The sequence below is a fragment of the Pseudomonas sp. AO-1 genome (genome assembly GCF_019775695.1).
Lineage (GTDB): Bacteria > Pseudomonadota > Gammaproteobacteria > Pseudomonadales > Pseudomonadaceae > Aquipseudomonas > Aquipseudomonas parakoreensis.
Genome location: NZ_CP079949.1, coordinates 56,446 through 71,409, shown reverse-complemented (window position 1 = coordinate 71,409; position 14,964 = coordinate 56,446). Strand labels below are relative to the sequence as shown.

17 protein-coding genes and 1 tRNA gene are annotated in these 14,964 nt (G+C 66.4%); 7 read left to right on the top strand and 11 right to left on the bottom strand.

Features of this window, described 5'->3' with window-relative positions; translation table 11 throughout:
* The 4 genes from KVQ82_RS31425 to KVQ82_RS31410 all read right to left on the bottom strand — a co-directional run.
* Positions 1–490 (bottom strand): hypothetical protein (locus tag KVQ82_RS31425; RefSeq protein ID WP_222019507.1); only part of this gene is annotated, 490 nt, incomplete at its 3' end.
* A 215-nt stretch (positions 491–705) separates the two neighbouring features.
* Positions 706–1,119, bottom strand: a complete 414-nt coding sequence (mscL, locus tag KVQ82_RS31420) for a large-conductance mechanosensitive channel protein MscL (RefSeq protein ID WP_222019506.1) — start codon at positions 1,117–1,119, stop codon at positions 706–708.
* Positions 1,120–1,173: 54 nt separating this feature from the next.
* Positions 1,174–1,881 (bottom strand): fumarylacetoacetate hydrolase family protein, encoded by a 708-nt coding sequence (locus KVQ82_RS31415; protein ID WP_121039322.1) that lies wholly within the window; start codon positions 1,879–1,881, stop codon positions 1,174–1,176.
* Positions 1,882–1,989: 108 nt separating this feature from the next.
* Complete coding sequence (locus KVQ82_RS31410; RefSeq protein ID WP_121039319.1) at positions 1,990–2,265, bottom strand: hypothetical protein; 276 nt, start codon at positions 2,263–2,265, stop codon at positions 1,990–1,992.
* Positions 2,266–2,442: 177 nt separating this feature from the next.
* Between KVQ82_RS31410 and KVQ82_RS31405 the strand changes: the two genes are divergently transcribed.
* Positions 2,443–2,790 (top strand): Rieske (2Fe-2S) protein, encoded by a 348-nt coding sequence (locus KVQ82_RS31405; RefSeq protein WP_121039316.1) that lies wholly within the window; start codon positions 2,443–2,445, stop codon positions 2,788–2,790.
* A gap of 103 nt (positions 2,791–2,893) precedes the next feature.
* On the opposite strand, the gene KVQ82_RS31400 is transcribed toward KVQ82_RS31405, so the two are convergent.
* From KVQ82_RS31400 to thiS, 4 genes are read right to left on the bottom strand one after another with little or no spacing between them, the layout of a single operon-like run.
* Positions 2,894–4,741 carry an SLC13 family permease gene (locus tag KVQ82_RS31400; RefSeq protein ID WP_121039313.1) on the bottom strand — a complete coding sequence of 616 codons (1,848 nt, stop codon included), beginning with the start codon at positions 4,739–4,741 and terminating at the stop codon, positions 2,894–2,896.
* Positions 4,742–4,765: 24 nt separating this feature from the next.
* Positions 4,766–5,500: a tRNA (guanosine(46)-N7)-methyltransferase TrmB gene (gene trmB, locus KVQ82_RS31395; RefSeq protein ID WP_222019505.1), complete on the bottom strand. Its 735-nt coding sequence runs from the start codon at positions 5,498–5,500 to the stop codon at positions 4,766–4,768.
* On the bottom strand, positions 5,500–6,294 hold the full coding sequence (locus KVQ82_RS31390) for a thiazole synthase (RefSeq protein WP_121039307.1): 795 nt from the start codon (positions 6,292–6,294) through the stop codon (positions 5,500–5,502). The genes trmB and KVQ82_RS31390 overlap by 1 nt, the downstream gene beginning before the upstream one ends.
* A 38-nt stretch (positions 6,295–6,332) precedes the next feature.
* Positions 6,333–6,533, bottom strand: coding sequence for a sulfur carrier protein ThiS (gene thiS, locus KVQ82_RS31385; protein WP_121039303.1), 201 nt, complete (start codon positions 6,531–6,533; stop codon positions 6,333–6,335).
* A gap of 205 nt (positions 6,534–6,738) precedes the next feature.
* Between thiS and KVQ82_RS31380 the strand changes: the two genes are divergently transcribed.
* Positions 6,739–8,568 (top strand): autotransporter outer membrane beta-barrel domain-containing protein, encoded by a 1,830-nt coding sequence (locus KVQ82_RS31380; RefSeq protein ID WP_121039301.1) that lies wholly within the window; start codon positions 6,739–6,741, stop codon positions 8,566–8,568.
* Between the two features lie 125 nt (positions 8,569–8,693).
* Positions 8,694–8,767 (top strand) — tRNA-Gly (locus tag KVQ82_RS31375).
* Between the two features lie 24 nt (positions 8,768–8,791).
* Here KVQ82_RS31375 and KVQ82_RS31370 read toward each other — a convergent pair.
* On the bottom strand, positions 8,792–9,337 hold the full coding sequence (locus tag KVQ82_RS31370) for a hypothetical protein (RefSeq protein WP_222019504.1): 546 nt from the start codon (positions 9,335–9,337) through the stop codon (positions 8,792–8,794).
* Positions 9,338–9,680: 343 nt separating this feature from the next.
* On the opposite strand from KVQ82_RS31370, the gene rimK reads away from it, so the two are divergent.
* The 4 genes from rimK (at position 9,681) to KVQ82_RS31350 (ending at position 13,440) form a co-directional block, all read left to right on the top strand.
* On the top strand, positions 9,681–10,574 hold the full coding sequence (gene rimK, locus KVQ82_RS31365; protein WP_121039296.1) for a 30S ribosomal protein S6--L-glutamate ligase: 894 nt from the start codon (positions 9,681–9,683) through the stop codon (positions 10,572–10,574).
* A 251-nt stretch (positions 10,575–10,825) separates the two neighbouring features.
* Positions 10,826–11,293: a cell division protein FtsQ/DivIB gene (locus tag KVQ82_RS31360; RefSeq protein ID WP_222019503.1), complete on the top strand. Its 468-nt coding sequence runs from the start codon at positions 10,826–10,828 to the stop codon at positions 11,291–11,293.
* A 142-nt stretch (positions 11,294–11,435) separates the two neighbouring features.
* On the top strand, positions 11,436–12,113 hold the full coding sequence (locus tag KVQ82_RS31355) for a response regulator transcription factor (RefSeq protein ID WP_019183933.1): 678 nt from the start codon (positions 11,436–11,438) through the stop codon (positions 12,111–12,113).
* Positions 12,076–13,440, top strand: a complete 1,365-nt coding sequence (locus tag KVQ82_RS31350) for a HAMP domain-containing sensor histidine kinase (RefSeq protein WP_121039289.1) — start codon at positions 12,076–12,078, stop codon at positions 13,438–13,440. The genes KVQ82_RS31355 and KVQ82_RS31350 overlap by 38 nt, the downstream gene beginning before the upstream one ends.
* Before the next feature lie 36 nt (positions 13,441–13,476).
* Here the strand turns inward: KVQ82_RS31350 and coaE are convergent, their stop codons facing one another.
* A complete protein-coding gene (gene coaE, locus KVQ82_RS31345; protein WP_222019502.1) occupies positions 13,477–14,088 on the bottom strand; it encodes a dephospho-CoA kinase in 612 nt (203 codons plus the stop codon).
* Between the two features lie 10 nt (positions 14,089–14,098).
* Entirely contained in the window at positions 14,099–14,962 is an 864-nt protein-coding gene (locus KVQ82_RS31340) for an A24 family peptidase (protein WP_121039283.1), read from the bottom strand.
* Positions 14,963–14,964 lie beyond the last annotated feature (2 nt).

The following is a 14,964-nucleotide window of genomic DNA, read 5'->3' as shown; positions in this document are numbered from 1 at the left end:
AGGCGGTCATCTGGTAATCGACGAAGGCGATCTTGCCCTTCAGCGAGCCGGCCGGCGCGGCCTGCAGCGCGGCCAGATCGGCGAAGCGCACCACCTCGGCCTCCACCGTGCCGCCCGGGCTGCCGCCCAGTGCGGTGATGGTCAGCGGCTGGGCGTGCTTGCCGATCACTTCGGCGTGCTCACTGCGGCGCTCCCACTTGGGGAAGGTGACCGGCTCGGTCCAGACGTTGTCGAAGCCCAGTGATTTGAACTTCGCCACCGCCCAGGCCACGGCGCGTGCGTCGGCTTCACTGCCGGCGATGCGCGGGCCGATCTCGGTGGTCAGCGATTCGACCACCTTCCAGCCGGTGTCGTCCTTGAGGGCCTGCTCGCGCAGCTCGGCGGCGGTGGCCAGCGAGGTCGGCGGCAGCGTGGTGATACCGGTCGCCGCGAACGCGGGCGCGGCCAGCAGGGCGAGGGAAGATGCGATGGCAAGGACGCGGCGACGCATGGACGAACTCCGGGAAACGGGGCGGAAGCGTCCGAGCTTACCAGCCTCCCCAGCGCGTACATGGGCGGGAGGTCATGCTCCGGCGGATGCTGATTTCCAAAAGCGAAAGCCCCGCCAGGGCGGGGCTTTCAGGTAGTGCCGGCCGCTGGCCGGCTCCGCGTGATGCAGGATATCCGGTGAGCCGGCCAGCGGCCGGCATTACCGGGAGTGCGGTCTTACTGTTTCAGGTTGTCGCGGATCTCGCGCAGCAGCAGCACTTCTTCACTCGGCGCCGCCGGGGCGGCCGGCTCGGCCTGCTTCTTGCGGGCCAGGCGGTTGATGAACTTGACCACCATGAAGATCGCAAAGGCCACGATCACGAACTGCACCACGGTGTTGAGGAAATCGCCGTAGCCGATCACTACCGCCGGAATCTCTTTGCCATCGGCGGCAATCCGGGCCGGGGCGAGGGTCCAGGCCAGCTCGGAGAAGTCCACCCGGCCGATCATCCAGCCCAACGGCGGCATGATGATCTTGTCCACCAGTGCGGTGACGATCTTGCCGAACGCCGCACCGATGACCACACCCACGGCCAGATCGATGACGTTGCCACGCATGGCGAATTCTTTGAACTCAGTCAGTACACCCATCGGGCTCTCCTGTCGCAGTGGGGAAAAAGACGCAGCAGCGTAACGCAGCGGATGTCATCCAGCGATGATGCCGTGGCGCTCGGCCACGTTTTCCAGGCGCGCGCTGAAACGGTCGCCCGGCTTCAATGCGGCCACGCCCGAGGGCGTGCCCATGAAGACCAGATCGCCCGCGCGCAGTGCCCACAGCTTGGAGAGCTCGTGCAGGATCTCCGGCACGTTCCAGATCATCTGGTCCAGCAGTGATTGCTGACGCACCTCGCCATTGATCTCCAGCGACAGATTGAGGGCGGCCAGATCGCCGACTTCACCGGCCGGCACCAGCTCGCTCACGGGGGCGGACTGGTCAAAACCCTTGGCCGGATCCCACGGGTGGCCCTTGGCTTTGGCCTGCGCCTGCAGATCGCGGCGGGTCAGGTCCAGGCCGACGCCGTAGCCGAACACCAGCGCCTCGGCCTGGTCGACCGGCAACTCGCCGGCAGGCGCGTCCTTGCCGATCGCCACCACCAGCTCCACCTCGTGGTGCAGGTCCTGGGTGGCGAGCGGGTAGGGGATCACATCGTCATGGCCGACCACGATCGCATCGGCCGGCTTGCTGAAGAACATCGGGCGGCCGCGATCGTCGGCAGACGGCACGGCCGCGCCCATTTCGCGCGCGTGATCAGCGAAATTGCGGCCCACACAGTAGATGCGACGCACCGGGAAGGTACCGCCGCCGGCGACCGGAATGCGGGGCTGCTCGGGCGTGGGGATTACATCGGTCATGCGCGCGTCCTGTGGAGAGGTTTCGCCGCAGTCTAGAGCGTTTTCCCGCCGCCACAAACAGAAACGGCCGCGCAGGGCGCGGCCGTCATCAGGAGCAATGCGCGTGGATCAACGCGACATCGGCAAGGCCTGCTTGCGGACCACCCGGTACTCGCCGTCCACGACCTGCGACGGAACGGTGCGCGCACTCTTGCGCTGGGCGAGCAGCTTCCATGCCAGACCGGCGATGATCATCGCCGCGCCCACGAACACACCCACGAACACCAGCGCGGCCAGGATCGCCAGGCCCAACAGACCGACCGCGACGCGCACCAACGGGTGGCGCGGCTTGCGCGGCGCGAACAGGGCACGGAACTGGTTGAACTGGAAGATGCGGCTGTACATGGCACTCTTTTTGGCTGAGGTCAGCAGTGGACGAGTATCCGTGCTGGCTTTTGTCATTGAGTGAAAAAGTCGTTAAACGTACCGCGTGTTCATTTCAAATCAATGACTTGTATTCATCCGGGAGCCAGTGACATGAGTGCGTGAGACACTGTGCTTCCACTGCCTGTTGTAGATGCCATGTCCGTTCCAGAGTCCACCGCCACCGCCCTCATCGCCCTGGATGCCATGGCCGACGGGGGTTTCGCCGAAACCGATGCCACCATTGAGGGCGACAGCGAATCGGTGGTGTTGTACCGCGAGGGTGACCAGGTGCGCGCGTGGCTGAACATCTGCCCGCACGCGGGCCGCCGGTTGGACTGGGCCCCGGGGCAGTTCCTGAAAAGCAAGGACGGCCACCTGGTGTGCGCAGCGCATGGCGCCTCGTTCTCGTTGGACAACGGTGATTGCGTGGCCGGCCCGTGTCGCGGTGATCGCCTGCGCGCGGTGTCCGTGCAGGTGCGCGACGGCCAGGTCTGGCTGGCGTGACAACGACCGGTGGGCCCGGGCCCATCGGTAGGTAGCGACCGTTGGCCGCTACGTCTCAGATGTCGCCCACCGACCGGTAGTGCCGGCCGCTGGCCGGCACGCCCTAGAACATCAGGTTGATCATCAGCACCACCACCGCCGTATAGATCAACGACAGCGGGGCGCCGACCCGCCACAGCTCGCGCGGGGTGTAGTTGGCCGGGCCGGTGATCATCGAAATCACCGGGTTGGAGGCCGTCATCAGGTTGTTCGAGGCCGACAGCGCCACGATCAGCGCGAACGCGGTCGGGCTACCACCGGCGGCCAGCGCCAGGTTCACCGCGATGGGCACCATCACGATGGTTGCCCCCACGTGGCTGATCACCAGCGAGAACATCGTGGTCAACAGTGCCAGCGCGATTTCCAGCACCCACACCGGGATGCCGGTCGGCAGGCGGTCGATCGTGTGCCCGGCGATCCACGCCGCCGCGCCGCTGCTGTCCATCGCCCAGCCGAGCGGAATCAGCCCGGCCATCATGAATACGGTTTTCCAGTTGATCGAGGCGTAGGCCTCGTCCATGCGCAGCACGCCGGTCAGCAGCATGCCGGCCACGCCGGTCATCAGGGTCAGCGCCACCGGCAGCTTGGAGGTCAGCGCGATCAGGATGGTGATGGCGAAGATGCTCATCGCGATCTTGAATTTGTGCGGCCGCTGCTCACCCTTGGGGTAATCGGTGACCACCACGAAGTCGCGGCTCTTGGCCGCCTGCGCCAGGTCGGTCCAGATGCTGTGGAAGACCAGCATGTCGCCGGCGCGCAGCGCGACGTTGCGCACGTCTTCGCGGATCACCTGCTTGTCGCGGTTGATCGCCAGCAGGCTGATGCCGCGCTGCTTGCGCAGGCGCAGGTCCGAGGCGCTCTTGCCGATCACGTCGGACGTGGGCGGCACCACCGCTTCGGAAATGCCGGCGCGGCTCGGGTTGAACAGATCGCCCAGGTGCTTCAGCCGCGAGGACATCCGCAGGAACTGGTTCTGCGCGAAATCGCTGACCTGCTGGCGCGCGCCCATCACGCCCAGCACGCTGCCGACCCAGATCCGCATCTCCGCTGGCGGCGCCAGGCGGGTGTCGTTACCGGTCTTGAGCGCCAGCAGCAGCGGCGCATCGTGCACGTTCTCGGCCTCGCCCAGGGTCATGCCGACCAGCGGGCTCTCGGCGGTGACCACCAGTTCGAACACATCGCCTTCGATGCCGTAGGTCTTGGCGAAGTAGCTTTCGGTGCGCGACGGGGTGACGCCATCGTTGGCCAGCGTCTCTTCCTCCACCAGCTTGCGATCACCGAAGTAGCGGAAATACAGCAGCGAGGCGATCAGCAGGGCCACGCCGATCGGCAGCGGCGCGAACATGCGCAGCGGCTCGATGGTGGCCAGGCCCGAGGGCAGGTTGTTGTTGGCCGAGGCCAGCAGATCGTTGAGCAGGATCAGTGGCGAGTTGCCGACCATGGTCAGCGCACCGCCCATCACGATGGCCGCGGCGATCGGCAGCAGCAGGCGCTGCAGCGTCAGCCCGGTGCGCGCGGCCAGCCGCGAGGCGACCGGCAGGTACAGCGCCATCACCGAGGGGTTCTGCATGAACGAGGAGTTCAAGCCGGCGATCGCGGTGGTCATCATCAACAGGCGTGTCTCCACGCCATGCCCACGCCGCAGCAGCCACGCCGCCAACCGGTTCAATGCCCCGGTGCGGTCCAGGCCCGCGCCCAGGATGGTGGTGGCGATGATGCTCATCACCGCGTTACCGGAGAAGCCACCGAAGATTTCTTCCGGAGCGATCAGGCCGGTAACGCCGAGCACCACCAGCACCACCAGGGCCACCACGTCGGCGCGGATGCGCTCGAACAGGAACATCGCCATCGTGAAGCCGACCAGCCCGAGGACGAGCTTCATGTCGGTGGTCAGCGTCAGCGCGGTATCCATGGGGTGGCGCGGTTCCTTGTCGGATCAGGTGCGGTCGTACAACAGGTCCCACACGCCATGGCCAAGCTTCTGGCCACGGGTTTCGAAGTGGGTCTGCGGGCGCCATTCCGGCCGCTCGACCTGCCCACGCGGGCCGGCGCGGTTGGTCAGCCCGGCAGTGGCGTCGAGCACGTCCCACATCTGCTCGGCATAGTCTTCCCAGTCCGTGGCACAGTGCAGGCGCCCACCGACGCGCAGCTTGCGCACCAACAGGTCGGCAAAGCCAGGCTGGATCAGGCGACGCTTGTTGTGGCGCTTCTTGTGCCACGGGTCCGGGAAATAGATGCGCACTTCATCCAGCGCGCCATCGGCGATTTCCTTTTCCAGCACCTCCACGGCATCGTGGTGGTACAGGCGCACGTGGCCGGCGTTGTCGTCGGCCAGGGCGTTGAGCAGGCGGCCCACGCCGGGCGCGTGCACTTCCAGCCCGATGTAATCGCGGCTCGGGTCCTGCTGCGCGGCGAAACGCAGCGCGGCGCCATTGCCGAAGCCGATTTCCAGCACCTTGCGCGCATCGCGCCCGAAGGTGGCATCCAGATCGCGCGGCTCACCGGTGAAGTCCAGCCCGAAGCGCGGCCAGCGGTCATCGAACGCACGCTGCTGGGCGGGAGTGAAGCGGCCCTGGCGCAGCACGAAACTGCGGACCTCGCGGCGGCCTTCGGTGATGGTGAAGGGCTTGGGCGGTGCCTTGGCACCGGCGCTGTCGAAAGGATTGGTCATCAGCCGATCAACCCGTCAATCGGCGAGGAGGCACTGGCGTAGCGCTTGCGCGGAATGCGCCCGGCCAGGAAAGCCTCGCGGCCGGCTTCCACGGCCTTGCGCATCGCGCTGGCCATCAGGATCGGGTTGCGCGCGCCGGCGATGGCGGTGTTCATCAGCACGCCGTCGCAGCCCAGTTCCATCGCGATGGCCGCATCGGAGGCGGTGCCCACGCCGGCATCGACGATGATCGGCACCTTGGCGTCTTCGATGATCTGCAGCAGGTTGTATTTGTTCTGGATGCCCAGGCCCGAGCCGATCGGCGCGGCCAGCGGCATCACCGCAGCGCAGCCGATCTCTTCCAGGCGCTTGGCCAGGATCGGGTCATCGGAGGTATAGACCATCACCTCGAAGCCGTCCTTGACCAGCTGCTCGGCCGCCTTGAGGGTCTGCACCACATCCGGGTACAGGCTCTTCTGGTCGCCCAGCACTTCCAGCTTGGTCAGGTTGTGGCCGTCCAGCAGTTCGCGGGCCAGCCGGCAGGTGCGCACGGCGTCTTCGGCGGTGTAGCAGCCGGCGGTGTTGGGCAGGATGGTGTAACGGTCCGGCGGCAGCACATCGAGCAGGTTCGGCTCGCCCGGGTTCTGCCCGATATTGGTGCGGCGGATCGCCACGGTGACGATCCGGGCGCCCGCGGCCTCGGTGGCCAGGCGGGTTTCTTCCAGATCCTTGAACTTGCCGGTGCCGGTGAGCAGGCGGGAAGCATAGGTCTTGCCGGCGATCACCAGCGAATCAGTGGGGGCAGGTGCATTCATGGCCGGAATTATCGCCTATCGCGCGTCACGATGCTGCCTCAGCCGCCGCCCAGCGCATGCACGATCTCGACCACGTCGCCCTCGCGCAGGGGGTGGCTGGCGTGCTGGCTGCGGGTGACGATCTCGCCATTGACCTCGACCGCCACGCGGCGCTCGAGCAGGTCCTCGCTGCGCAGCAGGTCGTGGACGGTGGCGGTGTGCGGAAGCTGGCGGTTCTCGCCGTTGAGCTGGATGTTCATGACGGTATTGTCCCGCAATCACTCCACAGTGCGTACCCTGTGCGCCCCGCGGCAGAGGTGCCGCGAGCGTCAGGCCAATGATGGCCGGGCGGCGGGCTGCCGGGCGTCATGCCGCAGCGCAGCGTGATGCCGGCGAGGTGCAGTGGAAACATGGCACCGTGCGCCGGCGTACGTCCGCCGTCTTCCCCACCCTAAAGGAATTTTCATGTTGCTCAGCAAACGCCCGATCCGTTCCCTCATGGCCGTGGCCATCGCCCTGGCCGCGATGCCGGCCATGGCGCAGTCGCCGTACACCAAGACCGTCTTCATCGGCGACAGCCTGACCGATGCGGGCTACTTCCGCCCGCTGCTGCCGGCCGCGGTGCAGCCGGTGACGGGCCAGTTCACCACCAACCCGGGCTGGACCTGGGCGCAGCATGTGGCCAGCTACTACGGCACCAACGGCGCTGCCCACGGCAACGGCCAGAACGGTGACAATTACGCCATCGGCGGCGCCCGTGTCGGTGTGGACACCAGCCAGGTGCTCGCCCCGGGTACCCCGGCCGTGCCGGTGTACTCGCTCAAGACCCAGACCGCGCAGTACCTGGCGGCCAACGGGGGCAAGGCCGACCCGAACGCGCTGTACACCGTGTGGGGCGGTGCCAATGACCTGTTCGCGATCCAGGCCGGTGCGCCGCTGGTCTCCACGCTGACCAATGCCGTCACCGACCAGGTCGGCATCGTCGGCACGCTGAAGGCGGCTGGCGCCGAATACATCGTGGTCCCGACCATTCCGGACGTCGGCCTGACCCCGGGCGCCCGCGCCGGTGGCCCGGCCGGCATGGCCGCCGGTACCGCGCTGGCCAAGGCCTACAACGATGCCCTGTTCGGTGGCCTGAAGGCCGCGGGCCTGCAGGTGATTCCGGTGGATACCTTCCACATCCTGCAGGAAATCGTCGCCAACCCGGGCCAGTACGGCTTCGTCAACGTGACCAGCCCGGCCTGCACCACGGCCTCGTCGCTGACCTGCAACCCGACCAGCTATGTCACCCCGAACGCGGCCAACAGCTACGTGTTCGCCGATGGCGTGCACCCGACCACCGCCACGCACCAGATGCTGGGCGAGTACACCCTGTCGATCCTGGAAGCCCCGCGCAACCAGCAGATCCTGACCCACTCGGCACAGACCATCGGCCGCTCGCGCGCTGACCAGGTCAGCTGGCACGTGGATGGCCGTCCGGCCGACGGCCTGAGCTGGTGGGGCAACCTGCGCGGCGACATGCAGCGCTACGCCCACGCCGATCTGTATGACGGCATGGCCCCGGCCGGCCTGTTCGGTGTGGATTGGGCGCGTGACGGCATGGTGGTCGGCGGCTTCGCCGGCTATGGCCGCATGGACGCCGATTTCGGCAACAACAAGGGCGACTTCACCCAGTCCGATACCACGCTGGGCCTGTTCGCCGGCTGGTATGGCGAGCGCGCCTGGGTCAATGGCCAGCTGAGCTACAGCTGGCTGGATTACGACGTGACCCGCAAGCTGCAGCTCGGCCCGGCAACGCGCATCCACAAGGGCTCGCCGGAAGGCAGCAACCTGACCGCCGCGTTGAACGCCGGCTACGAGTTCGGCACCGAAGGCGGCTTCCGCCACGGTCCGGTCGCCGCCGTGATCTGGCAGAAGGTCAAGCTGGACGGCTACACCGAGTCCAACCTGAGCGCCTCCGCGCTGGGCTATGGCGACCAGGATACGGATTCGACCGTCGGTCGCGTCGGCTGGCAGGCCCGCTTCGATGGCGGCAACGTCAAGCCGTACGTGCAGGTCACCTATGACCACGAGTTCGAGGACAGCAAGCAGGCCAGCGCCTGGCTGCAGACCATGCCGGACGTGGGCATGTACAAGGTGCCGGGCCTGGCGTTCGACAAGAACTACGCCACCGCCGTGCTGGGTGCGCGCCTGAACCTGTGGGGCCTGAGCAGCAACATCGGCATGAGCACCACCACGATGCAGAAGCGTGCACGTGACGTGTCGCTGTTCGCCAGCTTCGGCGGCAGCTTCTGATCCCACATGCGCAGCGCCCGCCCGCGGGCGCCGTGCACGGCGGCAGAAGAGCGTGAAACAACGGGCGGCGCAGTGCCGCCCGTTGCGTTTGAGGGCCCCGCCCGAATAGACTTACGCCGCGCCTTGCGGGTGTAGCTCAATGGTAGAGCTGTAGCTTCCCAAGCTACTGACGAGGGTTCGATTCCCTTCACCCGCTCCACGCGTCACCTTCCCAGGCCAAGCGTCATCGCCCGCGCGATGCCTCGAAGGTGAAAGGGTCGCCCCGATCAGGAAAGCGCAGCAGATAACGCGCAACGCGTGTCTTGCCATCCGATAGCAGATAGTCCACCTGCAGGCCACTTGGGTCGGTTTCCATGCCCGGGCCCAGATAGGTATTGCTCGGATAACTGAATCCATTGCCCGCCGCCTTCTGTAGGGCGACGCAACTGCCAAACAGCGGGGGCAGGGTGTACAGGTGCTCACCCTGCAACAGCACCACCAGCGTGTAGCGACCGCCTTTACCACTGCTCACATACTGCATGTCCAGGCACACCGACGTGCCGTGCTGCCAAGCGGTGACGTTGGCCAGATTCTCCGGGTCGATGGGGGTGCCGCTGGGCCAGTTCGGTGGTGCAAGACGGACAGCGCTGCGTAATGGCCACCGCCGCGTACCGACCATCAGCGCCTGGCCATCGAAGGCAATGTCGGGTGCGCCATCGGCCGGGTTCATCTGCAAGGTGCCCGGAACGATCCAATCGGTTGCATCGTAGCGCCGTAGGGCCTGCGTCATCGAGGTGGTCCACAGACACTCGCGCGGTGCGTCCGTGCAGGGCTTGTCGAGTGCGGTTCCCTTTCCCTCGAACAGGGGATCGCCCAACGACCTGTAGAAGTCGCTGTAGCCCGTGAAACGGGCAGGCTCGGCATGCGTGCCCGCTGAGAGCAGAACCCCGAGCAGGGCCGCGAAACAATGACGGGTGGGAGGCGTGGTCATCCGTGTTGCCGGGGCATCTGTGTGGGCGCCCATTATTGTGGAACAACCGCTGGATGCGGGCCGCAGCATCGCCGGGGCGGCCCGTCATCGCGGCCTACGCACCGCACGCTATGCTTCGCGCTTTCCTGCCCCCTGCGCCGCGATGAAACTCGCCATCCTGTCCCGCAACAGCAAGTTGTACTCCACGCGTCGCCTGGTGGAGGCCGCGCGTGCGCGGGGCCATACCGTGCGCATTCTCGATCCGTTGCGCTGTTACATGCGCATCGCCGCGGATGGCTTCACCATGCATTACAAGGGGCGGCCGATCACCGGGGTGGACGCGGTGATCCCGCGCATCGGTGCCTCGGTCACCCGCTACGGGACGGCCGTGTTGCGTCAGTTCGAGATGATGGGCGCGCGCACGCCCAACCCCTCAGACGCCATCCTGCGTGCCCGCGACAAGCTGCGCGCCCACCAGATCCTGGCTTCCAAGGGCATCGACATGCCGGTCACGGTGTTCGGCGACAACCCCGATGACACCGTCGATCTGCTCTCGATGCTGGGCCCGCCGCCGCATGTGGTGAAGCTCAACGAGGGCACCCAGGGCCGCGGCGTGATCCTCACCGAAAAGGCCAGCGCCTCGCGCGGCATCGTGGAGGCACTGCGCGGGCTCTATGCCAACTTCCTGATGCAGGAGTTCATCGGCGAGGCGCAGGGCGCCGACCTGCGCTGCCTGGTGGTCGGCGATCAGGTGGTCGGGGCGATGCAACGGCAGGCGCCGGAGGGGGATTTCCGCTCCAATCTGCATGCCGGGGGCAGCGCCCGGGCCGCCAAGGCCAGCCGGGCCGAGCAGCTGGTGGCGGTGCGCTCGGCCAAGGCGCTGGGCCTGGGCGTAGCTGGCGTCGACCTGATCCGCTCCAGCCGCGGCCCGCTGGTGCTCGAGGTCAACTCCACGCCAGGGCTGGAGGGTATCGAGGCGATCTGCCAGGCGGATCTTGCCGGGCGCATCATTGATCATGTCGCTTCCTTGAAAAAACCTGCAAATACAAAGGGTTGATGCGGTTTTTCAAGGTGGGGCAGGGCCTTAACATCGGTTTAATCGGCCCCGGCGTAGGCTCTGTCGAACCGCAGCTCTGCCCTCCTCAGCAGGATCGGTAATCGGGAAACACCTTCAGGCCCGGTCAGCGTCAGCTGTCCGGGCCTTTTTCTGGCCGGCAGCTCCGTTTTCCCCTGCCATCGGTAACTTGTAGGAAGCCTTTCATCCTCGTAGAGTTGGCTCTCATTCATTTTCGGATAAGGAAGTCAGGGATGTCTCGATTGACCGTTATTGCCCTGCTGGGCTGCTTGTCCTTCGCCGTCCATGCCAAGCCGACCGCGGAAGCCGCCGTCACGCTGACCGCTGATGCCCCCGCCGCCCAGCAGCTGACCAGCGTCGAAAACGCACTGCGCAGTGAGGAGTACAGCGAGATGACCCTGGAAAACCGGAGCCGCGTGCAGGCGGCCCTGAACCGGATCCGGGTAAAGCTGGGCAGCAATGAGCGCGTGGACCAGCTTCCGCCACTGCAGCGCACGGATGTGTTCAATGACCAGGAACTCATCAACACCTTGATGAGCAGCGCCAAGGAAGACAGCCGGATGGTCTGCCGCAGCGAACGGCCGACCGGCAGCAACCGGCCGCAGCGTGTCTGCGCCACAGTTGCCCAGCGACGCATTGCGACGGAAAGCGCCAAGAACATGATGCGTGAGCTTCAGCCCGCGCAGTCGAATCAGCGCTGAGTTTTGACGCTGCGCCAGCATTCGACGGTGTCTAATGTTAAGAATCGACGCTGTATGGTCAGCTTGAGGTCGCGCAGTCCCCTTCCACATGCTGCCCTGCGGCTCCGTTCTTTCCGTTGAACCCCACGAATCAGAGGTCCCAGTGCGAATTCTCGTCATCGAAGACAACAGCGACATTGCCGCCAACCTGGGCGATTACCTCGAAGACCGCGGTCACACCGTGGACTTCGCAGCCGATGGCGTCACCGGCCTGCACCTGGCGGTCGTCCATGAGTTCGACGCGATCGTGCTGGACCTCAACCTGCCCGGCATGGATGGGATCGAGGTCTGCCGCAAGCTGCGCAACGAGGCGCGCAAGCAGACCCCGGTGCTGATGCTGACGGCGCGCGATTCCCTGGACAACAAACTGGCCGGCTTCGATTCCGGCGCCGATGACTACCTGATCAAGCCGTTCGCGCTGCAGGAAGTGGAGGTGCGTCTGAACGCCCTGTCGCGTCGCGGTAAGGGCGTGCAGACCCGCGTGCTGGAAACCGGCGATCTGGAATACAACCTGGACACGCTGGAAGTGCGCCGCCAAGGCAAGCTGCTGCAGCTCAACCCGACCGCACTGAAGATCCTGCAGGCGCTGATGGAGGCCTCCCCGGCCGTCGTCACCCGCCAGGAGCTGGAAACCCGCGTGTGGGGCGAAGAGCTGCCGGATTCGGATTCCCTGCGCGTGCATATCCACGGCCTGCGCGCCGTGGTCGACAAGCCCTTCGAGGTTCCGATGATCCAGACCCGTCATGGCATCGGATACCGCATCGCCGCGCCGGAAGCCTGATCCGGTGACGGGCAGGGGGGGGCGTCGCCGCGCGCCATATCGGCGCCGGCTGCGCAGCCGCATCATCGTCTCGTTCGTGCTGTTGGGCTTCTGCCTGACCACGCTGTTTGCGTTCGCCACCAACTGGACCCGCGCCCGCGTGGAAAACCAGCTGGTCGAAGATGTGATGAATCGCAACATCAACGAGTACGCCAAGCGATTCGCGGCCGATCCCTCGCGCAGTCCCGACCTGCCCGTGCAGCAGATGTACGCGCGGCTGGTCCGCTCGGACAAGTTCGAAGCGCTGCGCCAGGAACAGCCGGACTGGTACGAATTCAACGACGGCATCCACGGCGTCAGCGGCGTGGATGACGGCGGCAAGCCGTTTTCCTACAAGCTTGCGGTGCGTAAAACGCCGGACGTATGGTTCTTCCTCGCCTATGACATGACCGAGAGCATCCGCGGTGAGAGCCAGCTCAACCGCGCGCTGTTCTTCTCGGTGCTGGTGTTCAGCGTGCTGTCGCTGGTGCTGGGCTGGTGGTCCGCCTCCAAGGTGATGAAGCCGGTGTCCGATCTGGCCGCCCGCCTGCGCGCATATCGCGGTGGCACCAGCGAGCCCGAGCCGCTGGCCCCGCGCTTCCCGGACGATGAAGTGGGCCAGCTCGCCCAAGCGCTGGATGACTACTCCGCGCGCCTTACCGAGGTCGTACAGCGCGACCGCGAATTCAATGCGGACGTCAGCCACGAACTGCGCACGCCGCTGGCCGTCATTCGCGGCGCCACCGAACTGCTGCTGACCCGCCCCGATCTCGATCCGAAGGTGCTGCAGCGCCTGCAGCGCATCCAGCGTGCCGAGCAGCAATGTACCGATCTGATCGGTGCGCTGCTGTTGCTCTCGCGCAACGAGCGCGGGCAGGGCAGCAGCAATGTCGCCCGCGTCTCCGAGCAGCTGCTGGATTCGCACCGTGCCCAGCTCGGCGGCAAGCCGCTGGAGTTGATCCTGGAAGGCAACCACGACCTGGTGATCGATGCCCCGGAATCGGCCCTCTCGGTCGCGTTGGGCAACCTGATCGGCAATGCCGTGAAGTACTCCAAGGAAGGCGCGGTGCGCGTGCGCGTGGGCAACAACGCCGTCGAGGTGATCGACAGCGGCCCCGGCCTGAGCGAAGAAGATGCCGCCAAGCTGTTCCAGCGCGGCTATCGCGGAACGCACGCGGGTCATTCGCAGGGTGGGGGTATCGGCCTGTCCATCGTCAGCCGCCTGTGCGATCTCTACGGCTGGCAGGTCAACGTGCGGCCAGGCGCCGGGCGCGGCGTCATCGCCACGCTGACGTTCTCCCCCGCCTGACACGGTAGAGCCGGCCGTTGGTCGGCTCCTCCAGATCTACCGCGCCGCCAACGCCCGATAGGCCCGATCCAGCCGCTCCACATGCGCCTGCAGGTGGTCCGGGTGGCCATCATTGACCACCACATCATCGGCCATTGCCAGGCGCGCCTCGCGGCTGGCCTGGGCGGCGATCATGCGATCCGCCAAGGCGCTATCGATGCCATCGCGTTGCATCAGCCGTGCGTGCTGCACGGCCACCGGCACGTCCACCACCAGGATCCGGTCCAGCCAGGGGTACTGCTGGCGGCCGCCGGCCTCGGTGAGCAGCGGAATCGCCGCGATCGCATACGGCCCCTCGGCCTGCTCGCAGGTCTCGCGCAGCAGCTGACGAATGGCTGGATGGGTGATCGCCTCCAGCGCCTGGCGCTCCTGTGCCGATTCGAAGATGCGGGCCCGCAGCGCGGCACGGTCCAGCTGGCCATCGGCCAGCAGGATGTCGGTGCCGAAGTGGGTGGCGATCCGCGCCAGCCCCTCGCTGCCGGGTGCCACCACCGCGCGTGCGGCCAGGTCGGCATCGGCCACGTTGATCCCCAGCGCCTCGAAGCGGCGGCTGACCTCGCTCTTGCCGGCGGCAATGCCGCCGGTCAGCCCGATCACGAAGCGGCTCATCGCGCGGCCCTCAACGCAGGCCGGCGTAGCTCAGGTAGCCGTCAATCAACGGCTCGCCCCACATGAACACGATCCAGCCGGCAATGGCCAGGTACGGCCCGAACGGGATCGGCGTGGCCCGGTCACGGCCGCGCGAGTACAGCCAGATCGAGCCGATGATCGCGCCCACCACGGACGAGAGCAGGATGATCGGCAGGATGCCCTTGAGCCCGCACCACGCGCCCAGGGCCGCCAGCAGCTTGAAATCGCCGTGGCCCATGCCTTCCTTGCCGGTGATCTGCTTGAACAGCCACCACACCGACCACAGCGACAGATAGCCCGCCAGCGCACCCAGCAGGGCCGGCTTGGCCGGCATATAGAGATTGTCGCTGGCCGCGATCAGGCCCAGCCACATCAAGGGCAGGGTCAATTGATCCGGCAACAGTTGGGTACGCAGGTCGATCCCGGACAGCGCCACCAGGAAGCAGCTCAGCACGATCGCGCCGAAGCCTTGCCAGCCGAAGCCGAACTGCCAGACGCTGGCGGCCACCAGCACGGCGGTCAGCAGCTCTACCAGCGGGTACTGGATCGAGATCGGGGCATGGCAATGCCGGCACTTGCCGCGCAGGGCCAGCCAGCTGAACAGCGGGATGTTCTCGTACCAGGACAGCTTGTGCTTGCAATGCGGGCAGTGCGAGGGCTCCACCACGATCCCCGGCGGAGGTGGCTCGTAGATGTCCGGCTCTTCCAGCACCTCGCGCGCATCGCGCTTCCACTCCCACTCCAGCCGCTTGGGCAGGCGCAGGATCACCACGTTGAGGAAACTGCCGATCAGCAGTCCCAGTCCGACCGCGGCGGGGTAGCCGAGACCGGGATGCTGGTCGAGAAATGCCATTG